The organism is Martinezella lusitana (genome assembly GCF_016901135.1).
GTDB lineage: Bacteria > Pseudomonadota > Alphaproteobacteria > Rhizobiales > Rhizobiaceae > Rhizobium > Rhizobium lusitanum_D.
Window position 1 is genome coordinate 118,143 of sequence record NZ_JAFEVL010000066.1, and the last position, 16,470, is coordinate 134,612.

The following is a 16,470-nucleotide window of genomic DNA, read 5'->3' on the forward strand; positions in this document are numbered from 1 at the left end:
ACTCAAAGAATTGCAATTCCGCGACACTACAGTTATATAGGGCCATATTTCCCGGAAAATGTGGTGTTACACCCCGGACCGCGACACCGGCGCGGACTGACAGAAGGACTATATCTATGGCTCAACAATTGCTCATGCCGAAGGCAACTGCCATCTGGCTTGTCGACAATACAGCCTTGTCATTCGACCAGATCGCGCAGTTCTGCAAGCTGCATCCGCTCGAAGTGAAAGCCATTGCCGATGGCGAAGCCGCACAGGGCATCAAGGGCCAGGATCCGATCACGACCGGCCAGCTTTCGCGCGAAGAGATCGCCCGCGCCGAGGCCAATCCGAACCACAAGCTGAAGCTCTCCGAGCCGAAGGTCCGCGTGCCCGAATCGAAGCGCCGCGGCCCGCGCTACACGCCCGTCTCCAAGCGCCAGGACCGCCCGAATGCCATCCTCTGGCTGGTGCGCAACCATCCGGAACTGAAGGATGCGCAGATTTCCCGCCTCGTCGGCACCACCAAGTCGACCATCGAGCAGATCCGCGAACGCACCCACTGGAACTCGGCCAACCTGGCACCGATGGATCCGGTGACGCTCGGCCTCTGCAGCCAGATCGACCTCGACATGGAAGTCGAAAAGGCCTCCAAGGGCCGTCCGCTGCCGACCGCCGCCGAACTCGGCGCGACGCTGCAGCCCGCCCAGGAAACCGAAAAGCTCGGCTTCAGCTATGAGCGTGACGAGCCTAAGGAAAAGGAAATCGACGCCGACGCCGTCTTCGCCAAGCTCAAGTCGCTGAAGTCGACCAGCCGCGATGACGACGACGATCAGTTCTGAGATCCGGCATTATCGGTTGCAAATACGAAGCCCCGGTCGAAATCCGGGGCTTTTTGTTGCTGAGCAGGCGCGGGCCATCCTCGCCCTTCGAGGCTTCAGCCCCTTCGACAGGCTCGGGGCCTTCGCACCTCAGGGTGAGGATGGATTGAGCACCGCTCTCGATAGAACCCAATTCTGCACAACGACCGTGCACAAAAGGTTAGCCCTCAGGGTGAGGTGCGTAGGCTCCTGAGCTTGTCGAAGGGGCCGGAGCCTCGAACCACGAGGGCGGGTGGTGGATGACCACACGCATCTCCGCCCGACCCATGACGCTGTTGCTTTTTGTTTTCGATAGGATCTACCGCGCCCCGAAAATAGCGGAACCGACGCGGACACTCGTGGCTCCGAAAGCCACGGCAATCTCATAATCGCTCGACATGCCCATGGAGAGCTTTTCCACGCCTGCTTTTTCGGCAAGCTTTGCGAGCAAGGCAAAATGCGGCCCCGGATTCTCATCGGCCGGCGGAATGCACATCAGGCCTTCGATCGAAAGCCCGAGTTCCTTGCGGCAGAGATCGACAAAGGCGGCGGTATCATCAGGCGCGATTCCCGCCTTCTGCGGCTCCAGCCCGGTATTGACCTGCACATAGAGCCGCAGCGTCTTGCCCTGCCGTTTCATTTCATCGGCGATCGCACGGGCGATCTTTTCCCGGTCGATCGTTTCGATGACATCGAACAGCGCCACGGCATCGACGGCCTTGTTCGATTGCAGCGGCCCGATCAGATGCAGCTCGATCCCAGACGTCTCGGCCTTCAGCTCCGGCCATTTGCCCTGGCTTTCCTGCACGCGATTCTCGCCGAACACGCGCTGGCCGGCCGAGATCGCCGGACGGATCGCATCGGCATCGAACGTTTTGGAAACGGCAACGAGCTGCACGGCACCATCAGGCCGGCCGGCCTGACGCTCCGCTGCCGCGATGTGGAAACGAACTTCGTTCAGGCGCTCTTGAAGTTCCATCTTTTCGCCTCGATATTCACGCTTGCTTCTCAGACTTTGCAGTAATGAGGCGAGCGGCCTTTGCCAAGGGCGAATGCGCCGGAATCCGGCTTTGCTTTGCAAGATAAGGCACTTGCCGCACCTGCTAAACTTGACGCTTGGGTGGTTTCGTGGTGAAGGTCACGCCTTAATCCCCATGATTTTCCGGAATACAAGATCAGATGACGACCGAACGTTATAATCCGCGCGACGCCGAGCCTCGCTGGCAGCAGAAATGGAACGAGGACGAGGTCTTCGTGACCGACAACGCCGATCCGCGTGAGAAATACTACGTTCTAGAGATGTTTCCGTATCCGTCGGGCCGCATCCACATGGGCCATGTGCGCAACTACGCCATGGGCGACGTCGTTGCCCGCTACAAGCGCGCACGCGGCTACAATGTGCTGCACCCCATGGGCTGGGACGCCTTCGGCATGCCGGCGGAAAACGCCGCGCGCGACAACAAGGTGCATCCGAAGGAATGGACCTACCAGAACATCGCCTCGATGCGCACACAGCTGAAAGCCATGGGCCTGTCGTTGGACTGGAGCCGCGAATTCGCCACCTGCGACGTTGACTACTATCATCGCCAGCAGATGCTCTTCATCGACATGATGGAGAAGGGCCTCGTCTATCGCAAGAAGTCCAAGGTCAATTGGGATCCGGTCGACAACACCGTTCTTGCCAATGAGCAGGTCATCGACGGGCGCGGCTGGCGCTCCGGCGCCCTGGTCGAGCAGCGCGAGCTGACGCAATGGTTCTTCAAGATCACCGAATTCAGCCAGGAACTGCTGGATGCGCTGGACACGCTCGACCATTGGCCGGAAAAAGTGCGGCTGATGCAAAAGAACTGGATCGGCCGTTCAGAAGGTCTGACCCTTCGATGGGAGATCGTGCCGGAAACCGCACCCAACAGCGATCGCGAGATCGCCGTCTATACGACGCGTCCCGATACGCTGTTCGGCGCATCTTTCCTGGCGATATCGGCGGATCATCCGCTGGCCAAGGAAGCGGCTGCAAAGGACCCGGCGATCGAAGCCTTCTGCGAGGAGTGCCGCCGCGCCGGCACCTCGCTCGCTGCCCTGGAAACCGCTGAAAAGAAGGGCATAGACACCGGCATCCGCGTGCGCCATCCTTTCGATCCGTCCTGGGAACTGCCTGTCTATATCGCCAATTTCGTGCTGATGGACTATGGCACGGGCGCCATCTTCGGCTGCCCGTCCGGCGACCAGCGCGATCTGGATTTCGCCCGCAAATACGATCTGCCTGTTGTGCCTGTTGTCATGCCCAGGGATGGTGACGCTGCAAGCTTCAGCATTGGCGATGTCGCCTATGATGGCGACGGTGTCATGATCAATTCGCGCTTCCTTGACGGCATGAGCATCGAGGAAGCCTTCGAGACGGTTGCGGCAAAGCTGTCTGCCGCCAGCCTCGGCAATGCGCCGCAGGCCGAACGCAAGGTGAATTTCCGCCTGCGCGACTGGGGCATTTCCCGCCAGCGCTACTGGGGCTGCCCCATCCCGGTCATCCATTGCGATGATTGCGGCGTGCTGCCGGTGCCGAAGCAGGACCTGCCGGTCAAGCTGCCTGACGACGTCACCTTCGACCAGCCCGGCAACCCCCTTGACCGCCACCCCACCTGGCGGCATGTCGCCTGCCCGCAATGCGGCAAGGACGCCCGTCGCGAAACGGATACGATGGATACCTTCGTCGATTCGAGCTGGTATTTCGTCCGCTTCACGGCACCTTGGGAGAGTGAGCCGACCGATCAGGCCGCGGCCAACCACTGGCTGCCGGTCGATCAATATATTGGCGGCATCGAGCATGCGATCCTGCATCTGCTCTATTCGCGCTTCTTCACCCGCGCCATGCGCGAAACCGGCCATCTCGACGTGAAGGAGCCCTTCAAAGGCCTGTTCACGCAGGGCATGGTGGTGCACGAGACCTATAGCCGCGGCAACGGCCTGACGCGCGAATGGGTATCGCCGGCCGATATCTGCATCGAGGAGGTGGACGGCCAGCGCCGGGCGACGCTGCTGTCGACCGGTGAGGATATCGCCATCGGCTCCATCGAGAAGATGTCGAAGTCGAAGAAGAACGTCGTCGATCCCGATGACATCATCGCGTCTTACGGCGCCGATACCGCGCGCTTCTTCGTGCTCTCCGATTCGCCACCCGATCGCGACGTCATCTGGTCCGAGGCCGGCGTCGAGGGTGCGCATCGCTTCACGCAGCGCATGTGGCGCCTGGTCTCCGAAGCGGCCGAAGTCCTGAAAGCGGCCGAATCGACTCCGGCTAAGGAAGGTGAGGCGCTTGCGGTTTCACAGATCGCGCACCGCACGCTGAAGGCCGTTCAGGGCGATTACGACAAGCTCGCCTTCAACAAGGCGGTGGCACGCATCTATGAATTCGTCAACGCGCTGGCAGCTCCGCTGGGCAAGATTGCCGCCGGTCAGGCCGACGCCGCCTACTGCTCCGCCGTTCGTGAGGCCGTCGAGATCCTGATTGCGCTGGTTGCGCCGATTACGCCGCATCTGGCCGAGGAATGCTCGGCAGCACTCGGCAATAGCCACATGATCGCGACCAGCCCCTGGCCTACTTATGACGAGGTGCTCGTCGTCGAGAACGAGATCATCTATCCCGTTCAGATCAACGGCAAGAAACGCGCCGAATTGACAATCGCGCGCGATGCAGATCAGAATGCCGTCCAGCAGGCCGTGCTCGGCCTGGATGCCGTCAAAAGCGCGTTGAATGATCAGGCGCCAAAGAAGATCATCGTCGTTCCACAGAGGATCGTAAACATTGTCGTCTGATAATCTTTTCAAGTTCGCCCGCGTAGCCGGCGTTGCGTCTCTGATGGCCGTTGCCGGCCTTCTGTCCTCCTGCCAGGTGAAGCCGCTCTATGCCGTCAGCACCGGCGTAACCCAGAAGCTGTCGGAGGTGTCTTTCTCCGACGCTACTACGCGCGTCGGTCAGCAAGTCCGCAACCAGCTGATCTTCATCGCCGGGCGCGGCGCCGGCGAGACCAAGACACCGAAATACACCGTCGATCTGGGCGTCAGCTCGGGCACGGGCGGCGTTATCTACCTGCCGTCCTCCGATACGTCGGGAGCTGGCCGTACGACCGTCACTGCATCCTTCACGCTTAAGGATGCCAGCAACGGCAAGGTCGTGAAGTCCGGTAGCCGTTCGGTCACGTCGCTCGTGGATTTCCCGTCGCAGGAATTCGCCAAGCAGCGTGCGATCCGCGATTCGGAAGATCGTGCCGCCCGCGAGGTCGCCGAAATGGTGGCTGCCGACATCGCTGCTGCGCTAAGCCGCTGATCAAGAGCGCGGCATGGCGGAAATCAAGTCTCACGAATTTGACGGATTCCTCCAAAATGCCGCGCGCAACTACCGCCTCTTCGTCATATACGGCCCCGATCGCGGCCTGGTTTCCGAACGCGCAACTCAAATCGCGGTCAAGACCGGCGTCGATCTGAAGGACCCTTTTTCCGTTATCAAGCTCGATGTTACCGACCTGCAGAGCGATGCAGGCCGCCTGCTCGACGAAGTCAATGCCATCGGCCTCTTTGGCGGCGAGAAGCTCGTCTGGATTCGCGGCGCCGCCAACGAAAAAGCCCTGATCGATTCGTTGCAGATCATCACCGACAATCCGCCGGATGCCAGCTTTGTCATCATCGAGGCAGGCGATCTCAAGAAGGGGTCCGGACTGCGCAAGGTGGCCGAACCGTCTCGCGCGGTCGCGACAATTCCCTGCTATGCGGACGATATTCGCGCGCTCAACGGTCTCATCGATACTGAGCTGGCAAATGAAAATCTGCGCATCACGCCTGCGGCCCGCCAGGTGCTGCTGGAGCTTCTCGGCGGCGATCGTATTGCCTCGCGCAACGAGGTCCGCAAGCTGGCACTCTATTGCCGCGGGCAGGGCACGATCGAGGAAGGGCATGTCACCGATATTATCGGCGATGCCAGCGCGATCTCCACGGACGACGCCATCGACGCCATACTGAAGGGCGATTCGGAGGCGTTCCTGCATGCCATGCAGAAGATCGCCACCTCGAAGACGCCGATGTTTCTCGTGCTGCAGGGCTGCCTGAGGCAATTTCAATTGCTCGATACGATGCGGGCCGAAATGGACGAAAAGCGGCTGGCGCCGGCGCAGGTCATGCAGACACTTGGGCGCCACCTGCATTTTCGCCGCAAGCCGATCATCGAGCAGGCACTCAAGACCTGGACAGCGCCAGCCATTGCCCGCGAAATGAACAGGCTGCAATCCGCCATCCTACAGACGCGCCAGCGCGCCAGCCTCGAAGATACAATCGCCACCCAGACTCTGCTGGCAACGACGCTGCAATCCGCCCGCAAGGGCTGATGTTTCACGGGAAATATGATGCGCGCATCAGGCTTCACAGGAGCGCCGGCACGCGCTATCCCATTGTTTTTACACAGCTCCGGACGAAAGACGGTTGCACGTTTTTCCTGGAATTGCTCTAGCGCCGCTCCAACAGCCGGCAAATCTCTTCCAGCTGCTCAAGGGTCTTGTAGGATATCTTCACCTGGCCGCCATTGCCGCGATGGTTGATTGCGACTTCCAGTCCGAGCGCATCGGACAGGGTACGCTCGAGCGCCAGCGTATCGGAATCCTTCTCGTCCTTGCGAGCGCCTGCGGGACGGGGATCGTTCTGGGCCTTGATGTCGTTCTGCGCCAGACGCTCGGCATCGCGGACCGACATGCCCTTGGAAACGATCGTGCGGGCAAGCGTCGCTGGATCGGAGGTCGACACCAGCGCGCGCGCATGACCGGCAGAAAGGCTACCGGCGGCGAGCATATCGCGCACTTGATCCGGAAGCTTCAGAAGACGCAGGGAGTTGGCAACATGGCTGCGGCTCTTGCCGATGATCTCGCCGAGATCATTTTGGGTATAGCCGTGCTCGGCAATCAACTGCTCATAGCCCAGCGCCTCTTCCAGCGGATTGAGATCCGCGCGCTGAACATTTTCGACAATGGCAATTTCCAGCGCGGTCTTGTCGTCGACATCGCGAACGATGACCGGGATTTCGATCAGACCGGCCAGCTGCGCCGCGCGCCAACGTCTTTCGCCGGCTATTATTTCATAGCGATCGGTCGAAACCGGGCGAACCACGACCGGCTGCACAATGCCGTGCTGGCGAATGGAGCTGGCGAGATCATGCAACTCGGTTTCGTCGAAATAACGACGGGGATTTCGCGGGTTGCGGGCGATGAATTCGATCGGCACCATGCGATCCGGATTGACCGACGGTCTTCCAACATCCACCGGCGTCGGCTGGTCCATCTCTCCGATAAGAGCCGCCAATCCGCGCCCAAGACGCCGCTTCGAAAGATCATCATTCATCGCCGACACTCACTCTGAAACAAACACTATATCAGGCTGCAGCCTTACGCTGCCTCTCCCGTTGAATCACTTCCGACGCCAACTGCAAATAAGCTTGGCTGCCCGCGCATTTCAGGTCGTAGAGAATTGCCGGCTTGCCATAAGAGGGGGCCTCGGACACGCGGACGTTGCGCGGAATCAACGTATGGTAGACCTTTTCGCCCAAATGCGTGCGAACGTCGTTCACGACCTGCTGCGCGAGATTGTTGCGGGAATCGAACATTGTCAACACAATACCCTGAATGTCGAGCGATGGATTGACGGTACGCCGAACCTGATCCACCGTCTCAAGCAACTGACTAAGGCCTTCAAGAGCGAAGAACTCGCATTGAAGCGGCACCAACACCGAATGTGCGGCCGCCATGGCATTCATGGTTAACAAATTAAAAGAAGGCGGGCAATCGACCAATATATAAGAGAAGGCGAGGGCGTCTGAGCCGGACAGTGCACGCCGAAGCCGAAAGACGCGGTCCGGCTGCTGCGCAATTTCCATCTCGACGCCAAGCAGGTCCATTGTCGATGGCACGATAAAGAGGTTCGGCACGGCAGTTTCGAGAACCGTTTCCAGGATCGTATGCGTACCGGTCAAAAGGTCATAGGAGGAAAGCTTCCGGTTTCGTCGCTCGATGCCCAGGCCGGTACTGGCATTGCCTTGCGGATCGAGATCAACGATCAACACGCGCTCGCCGATCGCGGCGAGGGCCGTGGCCAGATTGATCGCGGTCGTCGTCTTGCCGACGCCGCCCTTCTGATTCGCGATGGTAATAATCCGATTTCGCTCGCCGATCATCTGCCGCACATCCAATTTATGGTTAAATCAGGCGCCGAAGGCGGCTTAACTCCAGAATAACAGAATCCCGCTCAACGACACTTTGGTGTTTTAACAGATCGAATCCCCAACGACCACGGGCTTTCTGAAGCTCGCGCTCGTAATCCCGGCCTTTATGGAGCAAGAGACGTATATTTTCGTTGCGCTCCACCCATGGGGCAGCGTAGTCCAGCAACATGTCCAGTTCCGCGAGCGCGCGCGCAGAGATCACATCGCAGTTCTGAATAGTCGCTGGAGCCTCTTCGATCCGGACGGCATGGACTGTGCCACGAGCGCCGCATTCACGCAGACAAACCCTTAGAAAGGCTGCCTTTTTCTGGTTGCTTTCAACCAGATCGACATGGCCTTCACCCTGCTCCGCCAGCAAAATCGCGGTAATGATCCCCGGAAACCCGCCACCGCTGCCCAGATCGGCCCAATGAGCAGGCTTTGGATGAAGTTGAAAGATCTGCGCGCTATCGGCAATATGTCGTCGCCAGAGATCATCGACTGTCGACGGCGCAACCAGATTGATCGTCTTAGCCCATTTTTGAAAGAGTACCGCAAAATGCTGCAGACGTTCCTGTGTTTCACGTGAAACACGTACACCGTTTAATTCCATAATTGGACTCTCAAACCTTGCAGGATCAGGACACGAGCTTTCGCTCTTCAACACTGCCCAGCTTTCTCAGATGCGCCAGCAACAGCGATATTGCGGCCGGTGTCATCCCGTCAATACGCGAAGCCTGGGCGATATTCTTCGGTCGCGCCAGGCTCAGCTTCTGTTTCAGCTCATTGGATAGGCCGGACAGAACAGCAAAATCGAACTCCGCAGGGATAACGCGCTCTTCCTCGCGCCGTGTCTGAACAATATCGGCGGTCTGCCGGTCCATATAAACGGCGTAAGCGGCCTCGATTTCCACAGCCTCGACAACACCTCGATCGATCGAACGCAGCTGCGGCCAAAACTTAGACAATGATTCGATGGATTGGCCAGGGTAGGAAAGAAGCTCGTAAGCTGAGCGCCGCTGGCCATCCTTGTTCAGATGCAGCCCCGCCTTCTCGGCTTCACTCGGCGTCACATTCAATTCCTTCAGCTGGTTACGAGCCCGTCCCAGCTTCTCCAAATAAGCGTTGAATCGCTCGGCGCGTGCAGTGGCGACACATCCGATCGATAGGCCAACCGGAGTCAAGCGTACGTCGGCATTGTCTGCTCGCAGCGACAAGCGGTATTCGGCACGCGAAGTGAACATGCGATAGGGCTCGGCGACACCGCGCGACGTAAGATCATCAATCATTACCCCGATATAGGATTCAGTGCGGCTGAGCTCGACTGCTTCACTACCAGAGGCAGAACGCGCAGCATTCAGGCCCGCGACCAGGCCCTGCGCGCCGGCTTCCTCATATCCAGTCGTGCCATTAATCTGGCCGGCGAGAAAAAGACCGGGAATCTTTTCCACTTCCAGGGACAGTTTCAGCTCGCGAGGATCGACATGATCATACTCGATGGCATAGCCGCATTGCAGAATGCGGACTCGTTCCAGACCCGGAATGGTTCTGATGAAGCTTACCTGCACATCCTCGGGGAGTGACGTCGATATGCCGTTGGGATAGATCGTCGTATCATCCAGCCCTTCCGGTTCAAGAAAGATCTGATGGCCATCACGTTCACCGAACTTGACAATCTTGTCCTCGATCGACGGGCAATAGCGCGGTCCAACACCTTCGATCTGCCCGGAATACATGGCCGAGCGTTTCAGATTGTCGGCAATGATCTTGTGCGTCGCCGGCGTCGTGCGGGTGACACCACATTCGATCTGTGGATTCACGATGGCATCGGTCATGAAGGAAAAGGGCGTCGGATCTTCGTCCGCACCTTGGCGGCCGACCGAATCCCAATCGATCGTCGTGCCATCCAAGCGGGCCGGCGTACCGGTCTTCAAACGACCGAGCGCCAAGCCATGGCGCAGCAAAGTGCCGGATAGCCCGATCGACGGTTCTTCCCCGACCCGGCCAGCGGGAATTTTCTTGTCACCGATATGGATCAAGCCGCGAAGAAAAGTCCCGGTTGTCAGCACCACGGCGCCGCAAGGGATCGCTCTGCCATCCTTCAAGGTGACTGCGGAAACTCGTCCATGCTCGATAGCGAGATCGAAGGCATCACCTTCGATGATATCGAGATTCTCGATCGCCGCGATCTCAGCCTGCATAGCCAGGCGATAGAGCTTGCGATCAGCTTGCGTTCGTGGACCGCGGACGGCCGGCCCCTTCTTCCGGTTCAGCATGCGAAACTGAATACCGGCCGCATCAGCCACTCGCCCCATCAAGCCATCAAGCGCATCGATCTCGCGGACCAGATGACCCTTTCCAAGGCCGCCGATCGCCGGGTTGCACGACATCACACCTATTGTGCTGCGCTTGTGGGTGATGAGCGCCGTACGCGCGCCCAGGCGCGCAGCCGCAGCGGCGGCTTCGCTGCCCGCATGGCCGCCGCCCACGACGATCACATCATATGTTCTGTCGACCATTATCAAAGTCCTCGGTAATGCCGTTTGTTTGGCACAGCGATTTCAGGAGTCAAGAAGGTTTCACGTGAAACGTTATCTCTGACGTGTCGATTGACCTGTTTCACGTGAATCATTTGCCGATACAGAATTCCGAGAAGATGACATCCAGCAAATCCTCAACATCGACGCGGCCCGTGATCCGGCCCAAGCTGTTTGCGCTCCGTCGAAGATACTCCGCCCGTATATCAAGGCCGGCCGAAGTCGAGGCAACCGCTGCCGTCAACGCCTCCAAGCTATCCGAAAGAAGCGTGCGATGACGCGTCCGGCTCGGCAAAGCCAGAGAGAGGGAACCGGAGCGGCTTCGCAGATCTTCAAGCAGCAATTCATGCAACTCGGCAAGACCAGCTCCCGTGGTGGACGAGATGCGCAGTTCATAATCTTCCCCGGCTTCATCGGGATGGATATCGAATTTGGTACCAATCCTAACAACTCTGCCGGAAAATCCTGGAAACTCCAGCTCCGCCCGTTCACCGATCTCGGCGAGCGAGAGGACAATATCGGCATCCGCGGCCGTCCTCAGCGCGCGCCGAATGCCCTCACGCTCCACGACTTCGTCCGTTTCGCGCAGACCCGCAGTATCGTAGAGCTTAACGGCATAGCCATCGATATTGAGATCGACATGTAGAACGTCACGGGTCGTCCCGGCAATTTCGGTAACGATCGCCACTTCGCGGCGCGCCAGCACATTCATCAGACTCGACTTGCCGGCATTCGGAGCACCGGCAATGACCACCTTCAATCCGTCCCGAATGATCTCTCCGAAATCCGCTCCCGCAAGATGATCATCCAATTCCAGGCGGAGCTTGCCCATGTCGCTCCAGACCAGATCCGAAACCGAGCCGGGTACATCTTCCTCGTCGGCAAAATCCAGTTCCGCCTCGATCAGCGCACGGGCGCGCGTCAGTCGATCCGCCCATCCGTCATAGAGCTGCGACAGGCCACCGGCCGCATGTTCCATCGCCAGTCGGCGCTGCATCTCCGTCTCAGCGCTGATGAGATCGGCTAGACCTTCGACCTCGACAAGATCCATCTTGCCGTTTTCCAGCGCCCGGCGCGAAAATTCACCATGCTCAGCAAGTCGGCATTGTTCGAACGTCGCAAGTTCAGCCAGCAGCGCGGCAACGACAGCTTTACCGCCATGAACATGAATCTCGGCACAATCCTCGCCCGTAAACGAGCCGGGGCCGGGAAAAATGATCACCAACCCGCGATCAAGAATAAGATCGTTACGAGTCCGAATCGTTTTCAAAACAGCCTGCCGCGGGGCCGGCAACGGCCCGGCAAGCGATTCCGTGACTTCGAGCGCCTTTGAGCCACTGATACGGATCACGGCAACGCCGGAGGGAAGGCCGCCGCTCGAGAGCGCGTAGATCGTGTCACTGATCACCGGCATGGAGTCACCTGCATGGATTTGGTCCGCATCCGAATCGATTCTCAGGGAGGCTCACTATCCTTCTCTCGAAAGCGGCCTCAAAAGAAATCGGGCCGCGCAAGGCGACCCGATCATATCACATTATGGGCGTCATCGAGATAACGCCGCACCGATTCCGGCCGATGATTACGTGTTCATCGACTCGAAGAAATCCGGATTGTTCTTCGTCTGCTTCAGTTTGTCGATCAGGAACTCGATCGCGTCGGTCGTGCCCATCGGGGCCAGAATACGGCGCAGGACAAAGATCTTCTGGAGATCCTGGCGCGGCACCAGCAGGTCTTCCTTGCGCGTGCCGGACTTGAGGATATCCATGGCCGGGAAGATGCGCTTGTCGGCAACCTTACGGTCAAGAACGATTTCCGAGTTACCGGTGCCCTTGAATTCTTCGAAGATGACTTCGTCCATGCGGCTGCCCGTATCGATCAGCGCAGTCGCGATGATGGTCAGCGAGCCGCCTTCTTCGATGTTACGTGCGGCACCGAAGAAGCGCTTCGGGCGCTGCAGAGCATTGGCGTCGACACCGCCCGTCAGCACCTTGCCAGAGGAGGGAACGACCGTGTTGTAGGCGCGGCCGAGGCGGGTGATGGAATCGAGCAGGATGACGACGTCGCGGCCGTGCTCGACGAGCCGCTTGGCCTTCTCGATCACCATTTCGGCGACCTGGACGTGGCGCACGGCCGGTTCGTCGAAGGTCGACGAAATCACTTCGCCGCGCACAGAGCGCTGCATGTCGGTGACTTCTTCCGGACGTTCGTCGATCAGAAGAACGATCAGGTAGCAATCAGGATGATTGGCGGTGATCGAATGGGCGATGTTCTGGAGGAGAACAGTCTTACCGGTCCGGGGCGGGGCGACAATCAGGCCGCGCTGGCCTTTGCCGAGCGGCGCCACGAGATCGATGACGCGCGGCGAAAGATCCTTCGTTGTCGGAACATCGAGTTCCATGCGGAAACGATCGTTCGGATAGAGCGGCGTCAGATTGTCGAAATGGACCTTGTGACGGATCTTTTCCGGATCGTCGAAATTGATCGTGTTGACCTTCAGCAACGCGAAATAGCGCTCGCCTTCCTTCGGACCACGGATCGGCCCCTCGACGGTATCGCCTGTCTTCAGCGAGAAGCGGCGGATCTGGGAAGGGGAGATGTAAATGTCGTCCGGGCCGGGAAGATAGTTGGCATTGGCGGAGCGAAGGAAACCGAAGCCATCCTGCAGTACCTCGACGACGCCCTCGCCGATGATTTCCACGTCCTGGCTTGCGAGCACCTTCAGGATGGCAAACATCAGTTCCTGTTTGCGCATCGTGCTGGCGTTTTCGACCTCGAGCGACTCGGCAAAGGCCAGGAGATCGGTCGGGGATTTGTTTTTCAGTTCTTGAAGCTTCATTTCAGCCATGAAGGGAATTACTCGTTTTTTTATGAGGGGAAAGGCAATGTTGTTCGAATTCAGAACCGCGATAGGGGCGTTCGCGGGAGACAGAATGGATACATGCCACGAAGAAGAGATGGCGGGAAAATAGCGATTCAGTCTATGGCCCGCAAGGGGGGCAGGCAAAATGAAGGAAATTTAACTCCGTCGCTAAAAAAGACCCATCTCACGAAAACGGTTTCACGACAACAAGTATGACAATCAGGATCATCAACAGCGTCGGCGCCTCGTTCATGACACGCCAATAGCGCGCCGAATGCTTGTTCTCATCGCGGGCAAAGGCGCGCGCCGCGCTGCTAAAGTGACCATGAACAGCTGATAGCAGGACAACGAGCCCTATCTTCGCATGTAGCCAGCCGCCCTGGAAATTATAGACCGACCAGGCAAGATAAAGCCCAAAAATCCAGGTCAAAATCATCGACGGCGTTATGATGTACCGCAACAGGCGCTGTTCCATCACCTTGAACGTCTCGGATTGCTGCGAACCCGGTTCGGCATCGGTATGATAGACGAAAAGCCGCGGCAGATAGAACATCCCGGCCATCCATGAGATCACCGCGATAATGTGAAGGGCCTTGATCCAGAGATAGAGATCGGCTGGATGCCAGGCGAAGAGCCCTATCGCCAGGACAGCGAAGATCAGGATCATGAAATAGGCGCGTCTTCCCGCTTTCTGGCCTGGAGCGGCATCCGTCTGTTTCTCCGTCGTCATCAGCCTCTCCATCCCCGCACGCGCTCGACGAGTGCGGCGACATTGGCCGGATCTGCTTGCGGGGTTATCCCGTGCCCAAGATTGAAAATCAGCGGGCCATTGCCGAGATGCTGCAGGATATCATCGATCCCTTCCTCCAAAGCCCTGCCGCCGGCAACGACGCGCATCGGATCGAGATTGCCCTGCACCGGGCCTTCCTGCTGCAGCTCCCGGGCGAAAGCCAAGGGCACCGACCAGTCCAGACCGATCGCATCCGCACCGGTCTTCTGCCGATAGGTCTTCAACTGGTAGCCCGCACCCTTGGCGAACGCGATGATCCGCGCCTGCGGCCGGCGTGCCTTGACCGACGCGATCATCCTTGCAACCGGCCTGACGGCGAAAGCTTCGAATTCCTTCTCGCCGAGCACACCAGCCCAGGAATCGAAAATCTGCACGGCATCGGCACCGGCATCGATCTGCGCCACGAGATAGTCGGCAGATATATCGGCGAGCAGCAGCAGGAGACGTTCGAAAGCCTTCGGATGCCTGTAGGCGAATAAACGGGCAGGGGCCTGGTCCGGGGTGCCGTGCCCGGCAATCATATAGGTCGCGACGGTCCAGGGCGCACCACAGAAGCCGAGAAGCGTCGTTTCCGGGGGGAGGTCCCGCCGCAACCGTCGCACCGTCTCCATGACCGGCGCAAGATGGGCAACCACGCCCTCCGGCTTCAAAGCCAGGATGCCCGCCTCGTCGATCGGATCCATCTCGGGGCCATGTCCCTCGGTAAAGCGGACATTGCGCTTCAATGCGTCAGGAATAACGAGGATATCGGAAAAGAGGATGGCTGCGTCGAAGCCGTAGCGGCGGATGGGCTGTAGCGTTACTTCCACAGCGTGGTCAGGCGTATAACAGAGATCGAGAAAGCTTCCGGCCTTGGCACGTGTCTCGCGATATTCAGGCAAATAGCGACCGGCCTGTCGCATCAGCCATAGGGGGGGAGGGCTCACCGTTTCTCCACCCAGCACCCTTATAATCTTCCGACGTTCACCGGTCAAAGACATCATCCCATATAAAATCAAATATATATCTAAGGTTTCTATTTCTTAGAGTCTGTGACTATCAAGGATTAAAGTTCATCCATCGCCTGTCCAATTTGTCGCGCCTCGTCCGCAAATTCGAAAACATATCGGCGCCGCTATGGGGATATGTGGAAAGTAGAACCAATCATTCAATCTTTTGAGCGGTTTGCCGAGAATATAGCGTTTGCCGGGTCTGGGGATAAGTTGGGGAGTGGCCCGGCCTACTTCACCTTATCCACATTGCCCACAAGCACCGCGGAAGCGACCGCACGAAAACCCCAAATGTGGAAAACTCGGCAGTTTTCCCCTTGCCCTGGACAGGGCGGTTCTCGTACCTCTCTTTCTCCCGAGATATCAACAGGCGATGGAAAGTAGCGTGGAAAACCGAACAAGCTTCTTTCATCTGCACCTGATTTCTGACTCAACGGGAGAGACTCTCATCTCCGCTGGTCGCGCTGCATCCGTTCAATTCCATGCCACGCAGCCGATCGAGCACGTCTATCCGCTGATTCGGAATCGCAAGCAGCTCCTGCCGGTTCTCGAAGCAATCGATCATAGTCCTGGTATCGTCCTCTATACGATCGTCGATCGGGAGCTTGCCGATTTCATCGACGAGCGATGCCGGGAGATGGGCGTGCCCTGCGTCAATGTTCTCGAACCGGTCATGAATGTCTTTCAGACCTATCTCGGCACGGCATCGCGCCGCCGGGTCGGGGCGCAGCATGTGATGAATGCCGATTATTTCGCCCGTATCGAAGCGCTGAACTTCACCATGGATCATGATGACGGGCAGATGCCCGATGATTATGACGATGCCGATGTCGTCATCATTGGCATCAGCCGCACCTCGAAGACGCCGACCAGCATCTATCTGGCAAACCGCGGTATCAAGACCGCCAATATTCCGATCGTGTCAGGCGTACCGTTGCCAGAAAGCCTGGCCAAGGCGACGAAGCCGCTTATCGTTGGGTTAGTCGCGACGACGGATCGGATTTCGCAGGTGCGCGAAAACCGCATTCTCGGCACGACGCCCGGCTTTGATCGTGGTGACTACACCGATCGCGCCGCAATCTCGGAAGAGCTGAAATATGCCCGCTCGCTCTGCGCGCGGCACAATTGGCCGATCATCGACGTCACGCGCCGGTCGATCGAAGAGACCGCGGCCGCCATTGTTGCCCTGCGCCCCAAGCTGCGCTAAGCGCTGCACATCGCTAT

The 16,470-nt window shown here is 58.6% G+C and carries 14 protein-coding genes; 5 read left to right on the forward strand and 9 right to left on the reverse strand.

Annotation, left to right across the window (positions count from 1 at the left end; translation table 11 throughout):
* The first annotated feature begins 116 nt into the window (after positions 1 to 116).
* Positions 117 to 821 (forward strand): DUF1013 domain-containing protein, encoded by a 705-nt coding sequence (locus tag JTP94_RS28640; RefSeq protein WP_034510851.1) that lies wholly within the window; start codon positions 117 to 119, stop codon positions 819 to 821.
* A gap of 337 nt (positions 822 to 1,158) precedes the next feature.
* Here JTP94_RS28640 and JTP94_RS28645 read toward each other — a convergent pair whose 3' ends face one another.
* Positions 1,159 to 1,818 carry a YggS family pyridoxal phosphate-dependent enzyme gene (locus JTP94_RS28645; RefSeq protein WP_204853815.1) on the reverse strand — a complete coding sequence of 220 codons (660 nt, stop codon included), beginning with the start codon at positions 1,816 to 1,818 and terminating at the stop codon, positions 1,159 to 1,161.
* 200 nt (positions 1,819 to 2,018) lie between these two features.
* Here JTP94_RS28645 and leuS point away from each other — a divergent pair, with 200 nt between their 5' ends.
* From leuS to holA, 3 genes are read left to right on the forward strand one after another with little or no spacing between them, the layout of a single operon-like run.
* Complete coding sequence (gene leuS, locus JTP94_RS28650; protein WP_204853816.1) at positions 2,019 to 4,649, forward strand: leucine--tRNA ligase; 2,631 nt, start codon at positions 2,019 to 2,021, stop codon at positions 4,647 to 4,649.
* On the forward strand, positions 4,639 to 5,160 hold the full coding sequence (gene lptE, locus JTP94_RS28655; protein WP_204853817.1) for an LPS assembly lipoprotein LptE: 522 nt from the start codon (positions 4,639 to 4,641) through the stop codon (positions 5,158 to 5,160). Before leuS ends, lptE begins: the two co-directional genes overlap by 11 nt.
* A 13-nt stretch (positions 5,161 to 5,173) precedes the next feature.
* Positions 5,174 to 6,211 carry a DNA polymerase III subunit delta gene (holA, locus tag JTP94_RS28660; protein ID WP_204853818.1) on the forward strand — a complete coding sequence of 346 codons (1,038 nt, stop codon included), beginning with the start codon at positions 5,174 to 5,176 and terminating at the stop codon, positions 6,209 to 6,211.
* Positions 6,212 to 6,329: 118 nt separating this feature from the next.
* Here holA and JTP94_RS28665 read toward each other — a convergent pair whose 3' ends face one another.
* The 8 genes from JTP94_RS28665 to hemE all read right to left on the reverse strand — a co-directional run bounded on the left by JTP94_RS28665 (position 6,330) and on the right by hemE (position 15,231).
* Positions 6,330 to 7,214, reverse strand: coding sequence for a ParB/RepB/Spo0J family partition protein (locus JTP94_RS28665; RefSeq protein ID WP_204853819.1), 885 nt, complete (start codon positions 7,212 to 7,214; stop codon positions 6,330 to 6,332).
* A gap of 31 nt (positions 7,215 to 7,245) precedes the next feature.
* On the reverse strand, positions 7,246 to 8,043 hold the full coding sequence (locus JTP94_RS28670; RefSeq protein WP_204853820.1) for a ParA family protein: 798 nt from the start codon (positions 8,041 to 8,043) through the stop codon (positions 7,246 to 7,248).
* Between the two features lie 22 nt (positions 8,044 to 8,065).
* Positions 8,066 to 8,683, reverse strand: coding sequence for a 16S rRNA (guanine(527)-N(7))-methyltransferase RsmG (gene rsmG, locus JTP94_RS28675; RefSeq protein WP_204853821.1), 618 nt, complete (start codon positions 8,681 to 8,683; stop codon positions 8,066 to 8,068).
* Between the two features lie 25 nt (positions 8,684 to 8,708).
* Positions 8,709 to 10,589 (reverse strand): tRNA uridine-5-carboxymethylaminomethyl(34) synthesis enzyme MnmG, encoded by a 1,881-nt coding sequence (mnmG, locus tag JTP94_RS28680; protein ID WP_204853822.1) that lies wholly within the window; start codon positions 10,587 to 10,589, stop codon positions 8,709 to 8,711.
* Positions 10,590 to 10,698: 109 nt separating this feature from the next.
* Entirely contained in the window at positions 10,699 to 12,021 is a 1,323-nt protein-coding gene (mnmE, locus tag JTP94_RS28685; RefSeq protein WP_204853823.1) for a tRNA uridine-5-carboxymethylaminomethyl(34) synthesis GTPase MnmE, read from the reverse strand.
* Between the two features lie 165 nt (positions 12,022 to 12,186).
* Positions 12,187 to 13,452, reverse strand: a complete 1,266-nt coding sequence (gene rho / locus JTP94_RS28690; protein ID WP_092573064.1) for a transcription termination factor Rho — start codon at positions 13,450 to 13,452, stop codon at positions 12,187 to 12,189.
* Between the two features lie 199 nt (positions 13,453 to 13,651).
* A complete protein-coding gene (gene hemJ, locus JTP94_RS28695) occupies positions 13,652 to 14,197 on the reverse strand; it encodes a protoporphyrinogen oxidase HemJ (RefSeq protein WP_204853824.1) in 546 nt (181 codons plus the stop codon).
* Complete coding sequence (hemE, locus tag JTP94_RS28700; RefSeq protein ID WP_204853825.1) at positions 14,197 to 15,231, reverse strand: uroporphyrinogen decarboxylase; 1,035 nt, start codon at positions 15,229 to 15,231, stop codon at positions 14,197 to 14,199. Before hemE ends, hemJ begins: the two co-directional genes overlap by 1 nt.
* Positions 15,232 to 15,631: 400 nt before the next feature.
* On the opposite strand from hemE, the gene JTP94_RS28705 reads away from it, so the two are divergent.
* Entirely contained in the window at positions 15,632 to 16,453 is an 822-nt protein-coding gene (locus JTP94_RS28705; RefSeq protein ID WP_034510828.1) for a pyruvate, phosphate dikinase/phosphoenolpyruvate synthase regulator, read from the forward strand.
* Positions 16,454 to 16,470 lie beyond the last annotated feature (17 nt).